Annotated in this window: 11 protein-coding genes; 8 read left to right on the plus strand and 3 right to left on the minus strand. The window is 50.7% G+C overall.

Going from position 1 to position 16,236, the window contains the following annotated elements; all coding sequences use genetic code 11:
• Positions 1–24: 24 nt before the first annotated feature.
• The 4 genes from CAP50_RS02200 (at position 25) to CAP50_RS02215 (ending at position 5,316) form a co-directional block, all read left to right on the plus strand.
• Positions 25–819 (plus strand): enoyl-CoA hydratase/isomerase family protein, encoded by a 795-nt coding sequence (locus CAP50_RS02200; RefSeq protein WP_100748884.1) that lies wholly within the window; start codon positions 25–27, stop codon positions 817–819.
• Positions 820–875: 56 nt separating this feature from the next.
• Complete coding sequence (locus CAP50_RS02205) at positions 876–2,981, plus strand: acetyl/propionyl/methylcrotonyl-CoA carboxylase subunit alpha (protein ID WP_100748885.1); 2,106 nt, start codon at positions 876–878, stop codon at positions 2,979–2,981.
• 22 nt (positions 2,982–3,003) lie between these two features.
• Positions 3,004–3,924: a hydroxymethylglutaryl-CoA lyase gene (locus CAP50_RS02210; RefSeq protein WP_100748886.1), complete on the plus strand. Its 921-nt coding sequence runs from the start codon at positions 3,004–3,006 to the stop codon at positions 3,922–3,924.
• Between the two features lie 204 nt (positions 3,925–4,128).
• Positions 4,129–5,316: an isovaleryl-CoA dehydrogenase gene (locus tag CAP50_RS02215; RefSeq protein WP_100748887.1), complete on the plus strand. Its 1,188-nt coding sequence runs from the start codon at positions 4,129–4,131 to the stop codon at positions 5,314–5,316.
• A 101-nt stretch (positions 5,317–5,417) separates the two neighbouring features.
• Here the strand turns inward: CAP50_RS02215 and CAP50_RS02220 are convergent, their stop codons facing one another.
• Both CAP50_RS02220 and CAP50_RS02225 read right to left on the minus strand, forming a co-directional pair.
• Positions 5,418–6,146 carry a pantothenate kinase gene (locus tag CAP50_RS02220; protein WP_075101988.1) on the minus strand — a complete coding sequence of 243 codons (729 nt, stop codon included), beginning with the start codon at positions 6,144–6,146 and terminating at the stop codon, positions 5,418–5,420.
• Positions 6,147–6,268: 122 nt separating this feature from the next.
• Positions 6,269–7,285, minus strand: a complete 1,017-nt coding sequence (locus tag CAP50_RS02225) for a biotin--[acetyl-CoA-carboxylase] ligase (protein WP_100748888.1) — start codon at positions 7,283–7,285, stop codon at positions 6,269–6,271.
• A 322-nt stretch (positions 7,286–7,607) separates the two neighbouring features.
• Here CAP50_RS02225 and CAP50_RS02230 point away from each other — a divergent pair, with 322 nt between their 5' ends.
• A complete protein-coding gene (locus tag CAP50_RS02230; RefSeq protein WP_172953046.1) occupies positions 7,608–8,411 on the plus strand; it encodes a sulfite exporter TauE/SafE family protein in 804 nt (267 codons plus the stop codon).
• 1 nt (position 8,412) lies between these two features.
• Here the strand turns inward: CAP50_RS02230 and CAP50_RS02235 are convergent, their stop codons facing one another.
• Positions 8,413–8,712 (minus strand): DUF4298 domain-containing protein, encoded by a 300-nt coding sequence (locus tag CAP50_RS02235; RefSeq protein WP_100748890.1) that lies wholly within the window; start codon positions 8,710–8,712, stop codon positions 8,413–8,415.
• A 139-nt stretch (positions 8,713–8,851) separates the two neighbouring features.
• On the opposite strand from CAP50_RS02235, the gene CAP50_RS02240 reads away from it, so the two are divergent.
• The 3 genes from CAP50_RS02240 (at position 8,852) to ligA (ending at position 16,234) form a co-directional block, all read left to right on the plus strand.
• Positions 8,852–12,763 carry an AAA family ATPase gene (locus CAP50_RS02240; protein WP_100748891.1) on the plus strand — a complete coding sequence of 1,304 codons (3,912 nt, stop codon included), beginning with the start codon at positions 8,852–8,854 and terminating at the stop codon, positions 12,761–12,763.
• A 234-nt stretch (positions 12,764–12,997) separates the two neighbouring features.
• Positions 12,998–14,005, plus strand: coding sequence for a cell division protein ZipA C-terminal FtsZ-binding domain-containing protein (locus CAP50_RS02245; RefSeq protein ID WP_100748892.1), 1,008 nt, complete (start codon positions 12,998–13,000; stop codon positions 14,003–14,005).
• Positions 14,006–14,164: 159 nt separating this feature from the next.
• Positions 14,165–16,234: an NAD-dependent DNA ligase LigA gene (gene ligA, locus CAP50_RS02250; RefSeq protein ID WP_100748893.1), complete on the plus strand. Its 2,070-nt coding sequence runs from the start codon at positions 14,165–14,167 to the stop codon at positions 16,232–16,234.
• The last annotated feature ends 2 nt before the right edge of the window (positions 16,235–16,236 follow it).

Raw genomic sequence — 16,236 nt, forward strand, 5'->3', positions numbered from 1 at the left:
CACAAAATATTGAGATAACGCTATATGAAGAATTATAAAAGCCTATTGGTTGATATCGAACAGCACGTGGCGACGGTGACGCTAAACCGTCCTGAGATACGTAATGCCTTTAACGATGAAATGATTGCTGAGCTGACGGAAGTTTTCACCATGCTTGGCACTGATGATAATGTGCGAGTCATCGTGCTAGCAGCAGCAGGCAAAGCGTTCTGTGCGGGCGCCGATCTAAACTGGATGCGCGCCATGGCGGATTATAGCTATGAAGAAAATTTAGCCGACGCCGATAAACTGGCGCAAATGCTCAAGACCATTTATGAATGTCCTAAGCCAACCGTGGCTGCCATTCAAGGTGATGTCTATGCAGGTGGCATGGGTCTGGTCGCCGCCTGTGATGTGGCCATCGCGGTGAAGATTGCCAATTTCTGCCTCAGTGAAGTACGTTTGGGCTTAGCGCCTGCCACCATTAGTCCGTATGTTGTAAGAGCATTAGGGGCTAGGGCGTCGCATCGCTACTTTTTAAGTGCAGAAGTGTTTGATGCCAAAAAAGCGCGGCAGCTGGGCTTTATCCATGAGCGCGTCAGTGAGGAAGCGCTTGACGATGCGGTGGCAACGTTTTGTGCCAAAATGGTCAAAAACAGCCCCGATGCGGTAAAAACCTGCAAGCAGCTATTACATGATATCGCAGGCGCGCCCATTAGCGACGAGCTGATCGCCGAGACGGTAACAGGCATCGCTGATATCCGCTCATCCACACAAGGTAAGGAAGGCGTGCAAGCGTTTTTGCACAAACGTAAGCCTGATTGGTTGACGGCAGACTAGCGACAAAAAACGATAGCCAAGCCGACAAATAAAAACGACAAGACACAGGGATAGTTATGTTTTCTAAAATTTTAATCGCCAACCGTGGTGAAATTGCCTGCCGTGTGGCCGCGACTGCCAAGCGCTTAGGCGTCCGTACCGTCGCTGTTTACTCTGATGCCGACCGCAGCGCCAAGCATGTCGCTGTCTGTGATGAAGCCGTTTATTTGGGTGGCTCATCGCCGAAAGACAGCTATCTAAAAGGCGATGCGATCATTGCGATTGCTCTCGATGTGGGCGCGCAAGCGATCCATCCAGGCTATGGCTTTTTAAGTGAAAACGCCGACTTTGCTCAGGCTTGTCAGGATGCGGGGCTGGTGTTTATCGGTCCATCCGCTGATGCGATTCGCGCGATGGGCGGCAAGTCTGAGTCCAAGCGTTTGATGGAAGCGGCTGGCGTGCCGCTGATACCGGGTTATCATGGCGACAATCAAGATGCCGAGTTTTTAAAAGCGAAGGCCGATGCGATTGGCTATCCTGTGTTGATTAAAGCCAGTGCCGGCGGCGGCGGTAAAGGCATGCGTATCGTCGAGCACAGCAGTGATTTTATCGAAATGCTAGACTCTTGTCGCCGCGAAGCAATCACCAGCTTTGGTAATGATCAGGTACTCATCGAAAAATACGCGCTAAAGCCGCGCCATATCGAAATCCAAGTATTTGGTGATACGCATGGCAACTATGTGCATCTGTTTGAGCGCGATTGCTCAGTGCAGCGCCGCCATCAAAAAGTGCTAGAAGAAGCGCCAGCGCCAGGCGTCGATGCAGCGATGCGTGAAGCGATGGGGACAGCGGCGATTGAGGCGGCGCGTGCGGTCAGCTATGTCGGTGCAGGGACGGTTGAGTTCATCGTTGAGCAGCGCGAAGGCGAGATGAGCTTTTATTTTATGGAGATGAATACCCGCCTACAAGTTGAGCATCCAGTCAGTGAAGCCATTACCGGTGTTGATTTGGTCGAGTGGCAGCTCTTGGTCGCCTCCGGTCAGCCATTGCCAAAGTCGCAAGATGATTTGGCGATTAATGGCCATGCGATTGAAGCGCGTATTTGTGCGGAAAACCCTGACAATGATTTTTTGCCAGCGACGGGTACACTCTTTACGTATCAAAAGCCTGAGCACCGCACCTTTGATGTTGCCGATGTACGTATCGACGATGGCGTACGCGAAGGCGATGTGATTAGTCCGTTTTATGACTCTATGATTGCCAAGCTTATCGTCCATGCGCCGACCCGCGAGCAAGCGTTAGCGAAACTCGACCGCGCACTCGCTCAAACGCGTATCGTTGGTTTGCCAAATAACGTGGCGTTTTTGCGCTATATCTTAAATACTGAGTCGTTTAGCCAAGCCAATCTCGATACGGCGCTTATCGAGCGCGAGGCGGACGAGTTATTTGATCAGCATCCGCTTGATTTATCGACGCTGGTTGTGACGGCCATTGCCCAGCAGTTGGCTAGTGAAGGCATGGCGCAAGACGCCGATCCATTTAGTAAGCCGACTGGTTTCCGTGCTTATAACGATTACACGCGCTCGTTTAGCTTGGTTTATGATGAGCAAGTGTACCAAGCACGTATTAGCAACTGGCACAATGCAGATAGTTCGGAAAGTAAAAAAGGGGCTGAAAATAGCAGCAGCTTTACCCTAGTGATTGAAAAAGAAATTGCGAGTGACGAAGAGAAAACCAATGCCAATGTCGCCGCGCCAACCGAAACGGTATATGAAAGTGAGGTCAGCTACGCCAGCGATGACGCGCACAATCATACATTGTGGCTCGATGACGCACGTATCAATGCGCAGAGCTGGGTGAACCATGAAACCGTCTATGTGTTCACCGATCGAGGCCGTGATGAAATTACACTTGTCGATGTGATGGCGCATGTAGGCGAAGAGTCTGCGGCAGTCGGTAGTTTGAAGTCACCGATGCCAGGGCAAGTCGTTGCCTTTAAAGTGGCTGTCGGCGATAGTGTAAAAAAAGGCGAGCCACTCGCCGTCATCGAAGCGATGAAAATCGAGCACACCATTACTGCACCCACCGATGGCGTGGTAGGAGAGTTGTTATTTGCAGCGGGCGATTCGGTGGCCGATGGTGATGAGCTGCTCCGTATCGATACCGAAGCTAGTGAAGTTTAAGGACAGTAAAAGGATAATAACCATGAGCCATTCGTATCCAGAGCACGTCACCATCGTAGATGTCAGCCCACGTGATGGCTTGCAAAACGAAGCCATGACGGTACCGAAGGCGGTTAAGCAAACGCTTATCAACGATTTAATCGCAGCAGGCGTCAAAAAGCTGGAAGCAACCAGTTTTGTCTCGCCAAAGTGGGTACCACAAATGGGCGACAACAGTGAGCTGATGACCGCGCTGGCAGATAGTAGGCGTGATGACGTCATTTATTCGGTACTGGTGCCCAATATGCGCGGCTTTGATAATGCGATTGCACATCGCCCTGATGAAATCGTTATCTTTGGTTCAGCCAGTGAAACCTTTAGTCAAAAAAACATCAATTGCAGTATTGATGAAAGTATTGAACGTTTTGCACCCGTTGCCGCTGCGGCAAAAGCGCAGAACATAAAGGTACGCGGCGTCATCTCTTGCACGGTTGGTTGTCCTTATGAAGGCGAGATTGACCCAAGCCAAGTGGCGTATGTCACCAAACGTTTGGTAGAGATTGGTGCTGAGCAGATTGGTATTGCTGATACGATTGGTGTTGGTACGCCGCTGAAAGTGCAGCGCGCCCTACAAGCTGCTTTAGAATATGCTGATATCAGCATGCTATCAGGGCATTTTCATGATACTTATGGTCAAGCCGTCAGTAATACCTTGGCCGCCTTACAGATGGGTGTCAGCGAATTTGATACCTCGGTTGCGGGTCTTGGTGGCTGTCCGTATGCCAAAGGTGCAACGGGTAATGTCGCCACCGAAGATGTCGTCTACATGCTGCATGGTATGGGTATCAACACAGGCATAGATTTGGATAAACTGGTCGTCGCTGGTGAGCGTATCAGTGAATTCTTGGGTCGCCGCAATGGCTCAAGCGTGGCGCGTGCGCTGATTAATAAGCGTCAGTCTTAACGAAAAAATAAAGCGAGTCATAAGCTAAATGAATAGAAGTAAATGAATAGAAGTAAATGAATAGATAGCTGGTATAAATTTTTTGAAGCCTCTGGAGTGACGCAGTCGCACAGCAAGCGATAAAAATTTGTACCAGCTATATGGTCTCTTTTTAAATGGATCTAAATTTTTAAGAAATTAAACATCAAAATACAAGGAATGGTTATGAGTTTACCCGGATTGAATTTCCAGCTTGGCGAAGATATTGACGCACTGCGTGATGTGGTACAGCAGTTTGCGGCTAATGAAATCGCTCCGCGCGCCAGCGAAATCGACAGCAGCGATGAGTTCCCAATGGATCTATGGCAAAAGATGGGCGACCTAGGTCTGCATGGCATTACTGTTCCTGAAGCGTACGGCGGCTCGGACATGGGCTATGTGGCTCATATGGTCGCAATGGAAGAGATCAGCCGCGCTTCTGCCTCTGTAGCACTAAGCTATGGCGCGCACTCAAACCTATGTATCAACCAAATTAAACGCAATGGTAATGAGGCGCAAAAACAAAAATATTTGCCTAAGCTCATCAGTGGTGAATTCATCGGTGCGCTCGCGATGAGTGAAACCGGCGCTGGCTCAGATGTGGTCAGTATGAAGCTCAAAGCCGAAGAAAAAGACGGCCATTATGTATTAAATGGCAGCAAAATGTGGATCACCAATGGCCCAGACGCCGACGTGATGGTGGTGTATGCCAAGACCAATCCAGAGCTGGGTGCCAAAGGCATGACCGCATTTATCGTAGAAAAAGGCATGAAGGGCTTTGGCACCGCACAAAAGCTCGACAAGCTCGGCATGCGCGGCAGCCATACCGGTGAGATGATCTTTGATAATGTCGAAGTCCCCAAAGATAATATCTTAGGCGGCGTCGGCAATGGCGTCAAGGTGCTAATGAGCGGTCTTGACTATGAGCGTGCGGTACTTGCCGCAGGTCCTATCGGTATCATGCAAGCGGTGATGGATAATGTCGTGCCTTATATCCACGACCGTAAGCAGTTCGGTCAAGCGATTGGTGAGTTTCAGCTGATCCAAGGTAAAGTCGCGGATATGTATACCATCTTGCAGGCGGGACGCAGCTTTTTATACACCGTTGGTAAAAACCTCGATATGTTAGACGCGCGCGGCGCGGGTCATAGCCGAGAAGTGCGCAAAGACTGTGCCAGTGTGATCTTGTGGTGCGCCGAAAAAGCCACGTGGATGGCAGGCGAGGGCATTCAAATTTTCGGCGGAAATGGTTATACCAACGAGTATCCGCTGGGTCGCTTTTGGCGTGATGCCAAGCTCTATGAAATCGGCGCGGGTACCAGTGAGATACGTCGTATGCTAGTTGGGCGTGAGTTATTTAACGAGACTAAGTAGAAACACTTACTTTCATATTAAACCAAAAAAGCAGGTCGCTTAAAACGTCCTGCTTTTTTTATGTTTATTTTATGTCTTATAAAAATCTTAGATCAAAAATGTTATGTCTGTTTACTATGGTCAAAATAGCGTGCCAGACCATTTAATAGTAAATCATCACGTAGTCGTACAGGGCGATTGACATGCTGGGCGATGATGGCGGCATCGCCACCCGTCATGATGACTTCGAAGTTGGGATGACGATGGCTGATCTCATTGATGGCACCAACGATAGAGAGCAGTATACCGCGATGCACCGCGTCTTGGGTGGTCATGCCCTGACCGACGCTATCAAAGGCACCGTTAGAGATGGTGATTTGCTTGGTACCAGAAAATAGCGACTCACGCTGTAAATAAATACTGGGAAAAATATAGCCGCCCAAATGTGTCGCATGGTCAATCAAGTCAATCGTCACCGCGGTCCCGCAACCTATCACGCACTGGCGCTTTTTTTTATCGACTGCGCCCAGCATCTGTAGCCAGCGATCACAGCCGAGCTGCTGATCGTTATAGTCGCTACGCATCAATGGGTGCGCGGCATCGACATGGACAAACTCAAACGGGATATTTAGACGGCTGAGGGTTTCGGTGACTTTTATATTGAGCGCTTCGCCGAGCACAGATGAGATGCCGATAAAATCGGGCGCATATCGCTCAAAGCGATCGGTGAGACCCATGAGTAATTCGGCAGGCGCTTGCAAATGCTGCTTGGCATCATGGTCGACGATCTGACCGATATCATCGGTGAGCCAGTATTTTAAGCGGGTATTGCCAAGATCTAACCAGAGCATAAAAATCCCTTTATATAGTCAATTCACTAAAAAATGTTATGGCAAAGCTTGTAGATGAAGCTTGTCAATAAACCCAGAGACTTTTATGCCATAAGGGCGATAGCGCCCGCAGGCTCTATGCGTTAGGCCTGATGAATCACGTCAATGCGTCCAGTAAAAAGCGCAGAAATATTACCGTTATCTTGGCGCAATTGCAAACACCCATGTGTATCGATACCGCAGGCATATCCTGTCACTACAGTGCTATTGCCATGGTGCTCTTGAGTGACGCGTAGGCGTCGTCCTGCGAGGGCATCGACGCCATCAAACTGCTCTAAAAAACGATCCAGATAGTAGGTATGACCGGTGGGTTTTTCTAAACTAAAATATTCAAAACGCGTCATCGCTGCCATCAGCGCTTTGCTCATTTGCTGATAGAGTGTTTTGAGATTTGGCAAGCGTATCGTCGCTGCGTCAGGCAGCATCTGACAGATATCTTGTAGACTGATCGCCTGATAGCTCATACCTTCGCAAGTCTGCGCGGTCAGCGCTGGTGCCGCTTGTACATTTAGCCCCACACCCATCACCACACCGACCAACTTGCCTGCTATGGTGACAGGCTCTATCAAGATACCCGCAAGCTTTGAGAACGGCTGAGTTTGTGTTGCTGGCTCAGAGGGTGTCAGCGCCGGCTTGGATATGGCAGCATAAAAGCCCAAGTCATTGGCCCATTTTACCCCGATAGGCGTCAGCTGGCGCGCGTGCAGTTGCTCATTGAGCGCTTGAATGACAGGCATTTTTGCCAGCTCGACACCGATGACCAAAGACAACAAACCGCTAATCGGCTGATGCACAGGGTAATATAACGACAAGTAAACATTACCAGGTGGCGACTGCCAAGAGCGTCCGTGCTGCCCGCGACCAGCGATTTGGGTGTCGGCAGTCAGCAGATGCATCTGTGCGGCATCAAGCGTGCCATCTTGTACCGCTGTGATCAGCTCGCTATTGGTCGAGGCGCTACTAGCGAGGTGCTGATGGTTGAGCTCAGGCAAATGTACAAGCGTTGGCGATGTATCTGACGTAATTGGCGTAGAGGCCTCGGCTAAAGGGTTAAAAGGCGCGTCAAAAGAAGCGGCAGATAAAGAGGCTGATGGCGGCATAAGTTTCGTCGATGTGGTTAAGGTCGTAGGAACAATCTTTGCTATACTGAGCGCGGGTCACGGCTTGGTATGAATAAGCGCGAACGAGCATGAATAATCATAGTGACGCGGCTTAGTGGCGGTAATCAAATAGCATAAAGATCGGCTGCAGGTTTGGCAAATGGAATATATAGTCAATTGCAAATAAAACGGTTATATAAATTTAAACGTGCTACTAGTATAAGTTTTCCTTGCGTGATGTGCCTACGACCTACAAATGCGTAGATGCGCTAAAAATACTCCCAAAAACTCTAAAACCCCAAAATAAAAGGCTGAGCTAATGATGTTATATGTGTGGTTTGTGATTGCAGGGGCGTTTGCTGGGGTCAGTGCAGGCTTGTTTGGGGTAGGCGGCGGTATGATTATTGTGCCCGCCTTGGTATGGATATTTACCGCCTATGATTTTTCGCCTGATGTCATCACCCATCTGGCGATCGGTACCTCGCTTGCGACCATCATTGTCACCTCTATTAGCTCATTGACAGCACATAATAAACGCGGCGGTGTGCGCTGGGAAGTCTGGCGCAAGATGGCGCTGGGCTTGGTCATCGGAGGCCTTGTCGGTGCCGGCATCGCCGATATGATCGATGGAAAAGTCTTGCAAGCCATCATCGGTGTTGGTGCGTTATTGGTCGCGCTAAAGATGCTGTTTTTGTCTAACAAAGAGCAGCTCGGCAAGCCTTTGCCGCCCGCTGGCGTGCAGTTTGGCGCGGGCACAGGGATTGGTATGGCGTCCTCTATCTTTGGTATCGGCGGTGGTAGCTTGACCGTACCGTTTTTAAACTGGGCAGGACTGCCAATGAAGCAAGCGGTTGGCACCTCGGCCGCGTGTGGCTTACCGATTGCGGTGGCAGGCGCGGTAGGATTTGCATGGTTTGGTCAAGACGTGGTCAATTTGCCTGAGGGTACGCTCGGTTTTGTCCATATCACAGGGTTTTTATGCATATCCATCGCCAGCTTTATGATGGCAAAGGTCGGTGCTAAGCTTGCCCATGTGTTGCCAGCCGCCACGCTTAAGCGCGCGTTTGGCGTGTTGTTATTGTTTGCCGGCGGGCAGTTGCTGCTGAGTGCGATTGGGGTGATATGACTTATCTTTTTTCAAGCGCATCGAGGCCCAAGCGCATCCATTTTATGGCCAGCTCGTCATGGTCGGTGAGCATACTCCATAACGCATCTTCGCTAAAGATAGAGTGTGCTTCACCCGAGTGCTCGATGGGCAGATCTGCTTCACGATCTTTCATCCACTGTGGATCCAGATAGTAGGTCTTTAGGTCATTTAGCAGCGCTGCTGCTTGTGCGAACTGTTCTTGCGCCTCTAGTTGCTGGCGGTATAGCTTGCACCACTGCTCATATTTTTGTTGTAATTCTTGCGGATTATAATCAGTCATTTTAATGCCCTTAACTTTTAGTGTTTAGAGGAATCATTATTATTTTAAGCCTTATTATAGCATCCCGTACAAAGTCTAAAAACTCGTCATCATTTGCGGTAGAATAGCCGCCTGTTTTTGTTAAGTTTGTCGATCCTTCATGCGTCTAAAATCTCTTAAGCTGGCAGGATTTAAATCCTTTGCCAATCCTACGACCTTTACCTTTCGTCATGGCATCACCGCCATCGTCGGGCCAAACGGCTGCGGCAAATCCAACGTCATCGATGCCATTCGCTGGGTGCTGGGTGAGACCTCCGCCAAGCAGTTACGCGGCGGGGCGATGAGCGATGTTATCTTTGCCGGTACCCAAGACAAAGCGGCCAAAAGTGTCGCCAGTGTCGAGCTGACCTTTGAGCATACTCAAGATGAGCAAACTGGCATTCGCCATGAATTGAATCTGTACCATGAGCTCTCTGTGCGCCGTCAGGTCAATAAAGAGGGACGCTCGGATTACTTTATCAATGGCACGCGCGCGCGCCGCCGTGATGTGGTTGATGTGTTTTTGGGTACTGGACTTGGCGCACGCAGTTATGCAGTCATTGAGCAGGGCATGATTGGGCGTATTGTCGAGTCAAGCCCGATGCAGCTGCGTGAGTTTATCGAAGAGGCGGCTGGGGTATCGCGCTATCAGGCACGCAGAATAGAGACACAAAAAAAACTTGAGAAAACCCAAGATAATCTGGCGCGTCTGCATGACATGCAAAGCGAGCTGGCAAGCCAACAAAAACGCCTGTCCAAGCAAGCCGCTAGCGCTGAGCGTTATAAAGCGCTGGCACTGACACTGGCGGACATCAAGCAGCAACTGGCCATTCAGCAGCTGTATCAGGCCAAGCATAGCCAGCAGCAGCAAAAACGCGCCCATGAGCAAAGCTGTGCTGAAACCGCTCGCCTGCAAGCACAGTATGAGGATCTAAAAGCCAAGCAAGATAAGCTGACAGCCCATATCAATCAAGAGCAATGGCTCAAAGACGATGCACAAAGCCGCCATTATCAGCAGCAGCTCAATTATCAAAATGCCGAGCACGCGCTAAACGATGCCAAATCGCAGCTTGCCAGTTTGGTGCAGCAGATGACCAGCTTGGCGCAGCAGCGCGAGCAGGCCGTCAATGAGATTGAACGCATCACCACCGAGCAAGCCGAGCAGCAAAACGTGCTAGAAAAATTGCGCCCGCAGCTCGATGAGATAGCGAGTAAACGCAAGACGCATCAACGTGACGAGCGGCCGCTACAGCGCGCCTATCATGACGCACAAAACCAGCTGTCACGGCTACAAGACAATCATCGTGTGCTAGAGCAGCAGCAAGCGATTAATAGCCAAGCACAAAAACGCCAGCAGCAAAGCCATGAAAAATGGCAGCGTCGCCAGCAAAACTGGCAAAACCTCTGGCAGCAGCTACAGCAGTCACTGTCTGCCAAAGTAAATGCGGCCAATATACATAGCGCAGATGGACAAAATCCGACCTTAGCGTCGCACATTGCTGAGCTGAATAAACAGCTACAACAGATTGAGCGCCAACAAGATAGCGTCGATGAGCGACTCTCCGAGCTACAGCCGCGCGCGCATGACTTGCAGCAGCTGTTATATAAGCAGCAGCGCGCGCTGAGCGAGGAAGAAAAACGTCATGCAGCGTTGACCAGTGAATACGACACCTTGCATCAGATACTGCATCCAACACCCAAGCCAAAATCACAGCAGGCTGCTAAGGTCAAAACCCCCGATGCAGTAACAACTGATTTAGCAAATCAACTAGTAAATAACGATAACGACTTAGCCATTACCACCTTGCGCGAGCAGATTGAGCTGAGCGCCGCCGGCAAGCAGCATGCTGAGCTGCTCGATAAGGTGCTAGCACTATGGCTTGATAGTCATGTGCTGGCTTCTAAACAAGCAAGTAATGAAAAAGTTAACGGCAAGGTGCAAAAAGCGAATAGCTTATGGCACGCGCTTGAGTATAACTTAAGGGATTTGTTTACTTATCAGAATACGCAAAACGCGCAGACTAATAAACAGGACAATTCGTCAATAGAAACGGGTCATAGCTTGTGGCTATCTGCTAAGGAAAATGATGTAAACGAAAAGCCATTTGTTGGCGCATTGCCAAATACTTTGACTGATAAAGTACTGCCTTTATCACAGCTGGTAGCTGCACCTAAATTAGCGCTTTGGCAGCAGTGCTATCTATATATCGCAGACCTTACAACAAACAGTCATCAGATCCTCGATGTGCTGGCAGATATATTAAAAGCTCTCCCACCGTCAGCGATTTTGCTAACGTCTGATGGCTGGCTTATCAGTCGTCAAGGTACGATAAATCTTGGCAAGCTTATTGGCGCGCAAGATGGTCAAAACGACAGCAATAGTCAATTTTTGACGCAGCGTTTACAGCAGCGCGAGCGTCTGCAGATCTTAGAAGAGCTACTTGATGGACTTGAGAGTAAAATAGAAGAGCAGCGCAAAGCCATTGCTAATAATCAGCGAAGCTATGATGCGTTGGCGATTGGCTTAGAGGAGGCGCGGGCGCAAGCTGAGCAGCTGACGCGTGATAAATATAAATATCAGGAGCAGCTGACAACCCAGCGCGCTGCCGCTGAGCGCCTGCAAGCAGATAGCCAGCGCCTAACTGCCGACAAAGCAGCCCTTGAGCAAGAGCAGCAGGAACTGGCGCACGAGCAGCAGGCGCTTGCGCATGAGCAGCAGCATATCGCAAGCGAGCTGGCAGCCCTTGCGCCGCAAATCACTGAGGCGCAGGCGACTATGCAGCAATTGCAAGCTGAGCGCCGTGAGCAGCAGCGCCGTCAGCAAGCAGATGACGACGCTTGGCAAGCTCTGCAGCTGCGTGTACAACAAAGCCAGATGCGCCTTGAGCACAGTAGCAGTAGCCTAAAACGCGCAAATGCGCAATATGATAAGGCGCAACAAAACGAGAAAAGCCTAAAAACGCAGCATGAGCAGCAGCAAAACAAACTGCCAGCGCTGCAGACCGCCTTGCAGGCACTGCAACAAACGCGCGATGAGCAGCAGGCGCTCTTGGCAGAGCGCGCGGCGGCATTGACCGCGCTAAAAGAGACCTACAATCAGCAGCAGGCGACTTTAGACGCGCTACAGCAGACGCTACAGACGCAGCAAAGCGAGCAGGCCGCACTTGCCACTGAGCTGGCATTGAGCGCCGCGCGTTTAGATGGGGCGAGTCGCTATGCTGAAGAAGCCATGGCCGAGTATCACCGTACCAGCGAACAGGGTGACACCGCGCAATTGATGAGTGTCTCGGGCTTGTTGGCGGATTTTATCGCCCATGATCGCCGCGTGCGCCCTGATAAAATCGCCGAGCTTGAGCGCGAAAAAGCCAAGCTTGAGCAGCAAATCAGCAAGATTGGCGCGGTCAATCTGGCCGCCGTGGCAGAGCTGGCTGAGGTCAATGAACGCCTAGAACCGCTCGCGCAGCAGACCACTGACATCACCGCCAGTATGGAGACATTGAGCGAGGCGATAGCCGCTATCGACGAGACCACCAAGACCTTGTTTATCGAGACCTTAGAGGCGGTGAATACCGAGCTTGCCAATTTGTTTGCCAAAGTCTTTGGCGGCGGTCAGGCAAGCTTGACTTTAAACTTAGAGGATCTACCAGCAAACACGCCCAAATCAGAGCAGTGGCGGGCAGGGCTGACCTTGATGGCGCAGCCAAAAGGCAAGCGTAATAGCCGCCTTGCGGTACTCTCAGGCGGCGAAAAAACCCTAACAGCGCTCAGTCTTATTTTTGCCATTTTTAAGCAGCATCCTGCGCCGTTTTGTGTGCTTGACGAGGTCGATGCGCCGCTCGATGATGCTAATGTCGGGCGTTTTACTAGCCTCATTCATGAGCTGGCAGATGACTTGCAGTTTATCTTTATCAGTCATAATAAGCTGGCCATGCAGATCGCCGATGAGCTCAAAGGCATCACCATGCCAAGCGCTGGGGTTTCTCGTTTGGTAAGCGTCTCGCTCGATGAGGCGGCGCGCTATATTAGTGAATAATAAGGAGCATGAGGACAGGCGCTAGACAAAACAAATCACGGAGCAATAAAATAGTAATAACAGCAAGCGGCGAGCAATGGTATAGTAAATAGCACGCCAGCAACGTCACACAACTGTGTCAGGCTGATGATAAACGATGACTATATGATGACGATATTCATAAGCCATGCTAGACTATTGCCATTTATTGTTTCTTGTGTATTCCCTTTTGTCATATATTAGGATGTATCTCTCATGACCGCTATTCAGTTTATCTTGATTGCCATTGCTGCGTTTATCGTGCTCGCAGGACTGTATATGGTCATTCGTAGCTTTAAGCGTCGTAGCAGCGCTGACGCTCCTGTCGTCAATTATGACAAAAACGGCATCCCGATCATACCGCGTCACGAGCGCAGCATCGTCGACCAGCCAGATTTAGAAGATACTGTCGCCGGCGAGACCAGTATCGGCCCTGATCGCAGTTACTTAGATACGGTGGTTGAGCAAGAGCCTGTGGCTGCGCCTCACAATGCTGCGACCCCGTCAGCCACGGCGCAAAGCTCGGCCAATGATACGCCTGATAGCAATGATGAAGACTATATGCGCTGGCAAGAAGCCGAGCTGCGCCGTGATGATGCAGAGTTTGCGGACACAGCGGCGCAGATGGACAGTGAGCAAGAGCTCGATGCGTTCTCAAGTTTGGTATCGGCGACTGATAGCTTGATGCCGTCGATTGATACGGCAGAAGAGCCAAGCTTTGATAGCAACAGCCCCATACTAGATCAGCACCTCTCAGAGCCGGTCGATGAAGCGCAAAACGCGCCGCTTATCAACGCCCAAGACAATATCAATATCACTATTTTACCAACCCAGTATCGTGATCGCCCAACGGCGATTATTCGTGGCCGTGATTTGCTGGCACTGATTGACAAATATGGCCTGCGCTATGGGGCGATGAACATGTTTCACCGCTATGAAAAAAAAGACGGCACAGGCATGCTATGGTTTAGTATGATGGGTATCACCGAAAGCGGTATCGCCCCTTTTGATCCGCATAGCGTCGCGACCAATGTCTATAACGGTGTGGTGGTGTTTTTGTCATTGCCACATCCGCAAGCGCTGCGCAGCTTTGATAGTATGATGAGCATCGCTTATATGATGGCAAGCGATTTGGACGCCATCTTACTTGATGAAAATAACGAACCGATCACGCCCGAATACAAGCAGCAGCTACGCAACCAAGTCCGTGACTATGAAGCCTAAGCGCCAGCGCTAAATAAATCAATAGAAATTAAAGGCAAAACCAAAAGGCAAAAAACATCATGATAGTGTGATGTTTTTTGCTTTTTTTATGAGCGGTTTATCACAATATTAGCCAAACTTGTTATGATATCAGCATCTAGAATAATCAAGACGCTGACTATGACCGACCTGCACTTATCGCCTGCCACGGCACAAAAAACCCAACAACCCGCCACACCTGATGACATCGTGGCACAGATGCGCACGCTGATTGCCGCCATCAAAAAACACAATTATGCCTATTATGTACTCGACAATCCTATTTTGGACGATAGCGAATACGATCAGTTGCGCCGCGCATTGCTTGAGATCGAAAAAGAATATCCAGATTTGGTGCAGTCCGATAGCCCCATCAACCAAGTCGGCGACATACCGCTGTCGGCGTTTACGCAGGTGACCCATGACATCCCTATGCTATCGCTTGGCAACGTCTTTGATTATGACGAGCTGCACGGCTTTATGCGCCGCGTCAATGATCGCCTGAGCGATGCCCAGCAAAACCCTGAGTACGAGATGGAGCTAAAGCTAGATGGCCTAGCGGTGTCACTCAAATACGAGTCTGGGCAATTTGTGCAAGCGGTGACGCGCGGTGATGGGCAGACAGGCGAGGACATCACCCAAAACGCCAAAACCATTCGGAATTTGCCGCTGTATCTTTGTGAGGCAAAAGACATCCCGCTATTAGAAGTGCGCGGCGAGGTGCTGATGCCAAAGGCGGGGTTTTTACGTTTAAACCGTTTGGCAGAAGAAAGCGGCGACAAAACCTTTGCCAACCCGCGCAATGCTGCCGCCGGTAGCCTGCGCCAACTCGACCCTGCTATCGCCGCCAGCCGCCCGTTGGCGTTTTATGCGTATTCGGTCAATCAAGGTCTGCCGGCGGCGATTGAAACCCAGTCCGATGCACTTGCTTGGTTAAAAGAGCTTGGCTTTACCGTGAGTGCCGTCGAGGTAGTACAGAATCCACGCGAAGCGCAAGCCTACTATGAATCGGTGATCAAGAGCCGTGACGCGCTACCGTTTGAAATTGATGGCACAGTGATTAAGGTCAACCGTTTGGCATTGCAGCAGCAGCTTGGGTTTTTGTCGCGTGAGCCGCGCTGGGCGACGGCCTACAAATTCCCTGCCGAGACGGTGATGACGCGCTTAAACGATATCGAATGGCAAGTGGGGCGCACCGGGCAGATCACCCCTGTGGGTAAGCTTGAGCCGGTGCAAGTCGGCGGCGTGACGGTCAGCAATGTCACCTTGCATAACTTTGGCGAAATTCAGCGCTTGGATGTGCGCGCAGGCGATATGGTCAGTGTGCATCGTGCCGGCGACGTCATCCCCAAAGTCACGCGTGTCTGGCACGACCAGCGTCCAGAGGACGCAAAGCCAGTCGAGCTACCATCGGCTTGCCCCGTGTGTGACTCGCCTGTGGTGCTGCCAGAGGGTGAAGCTTTGGCGCGCTGTAGCGGCGGTTTGTTTTGTCCTGCGCAGCAAGTCGAGGCGCTTATCCACTTTGTCTCACGGCGGGCGATGGATATCGATGGGCTGGGCGAGCGCTGGCTGATGAGTTTTTTTGAGCATGGCCTTATCAAAACCGTCGCTGATATCTATGACTTACACAACCATACCGACGAGTTGATCACTTTTGAGAAACTGGGCGAAAAGTCGGTACAAAACCTCATCAGTGCTATCGATGCCAGCAAGCAGACGACACTTGCACGTTTTATCTACGCGCTGGGTATTCGCGGCGTGGGTGAGACGACCGCGCAAAACCTCGCCCTGCAGTTTGGCGAGCTTGATAGTTTGATGGCAGCGGATATCGAGACATTGCTACAAACACCTGATGTCGGTGCGATCACCGCCGAGCTGATTTATGAGTTTTTCCGCGCACCGCACAATATCGAGGTCATCACCGCGCTACGCGAGGCGGGCGTGCATTGGGACAAAGTCGAGCAGCTCGCAGCAGAAGGGCTACCACTCGATGGGCAGACGTGGGTCATCACCGGTGCGCTCGATAGCATGGCACGTGATGAAGCCAAAGCCAAACTGCAAGCGCTCGGTGCCAAAGTATCCGGTAGTATCTCAGCCAAGACCACCGCGCTACTGGCAGGTGATAAAGCTGGCTCTAAACTAACCAAAGCAGAAAAGCTTGGCGTACAGATAGTAGATGAGGCAGCATTTTTGGCGATGGTTGGGGAGTAGGG

This window comes from Psychrobacter sp. L7, assembly GCF_002810365.1.
GTDB classification, from domain to species: Bacteria; Pseudomonadota; Gammaproteobacteria; order Pseudomonadales; family Moraxellaceae; genus Psychrobacter; species Psychrobacter celer.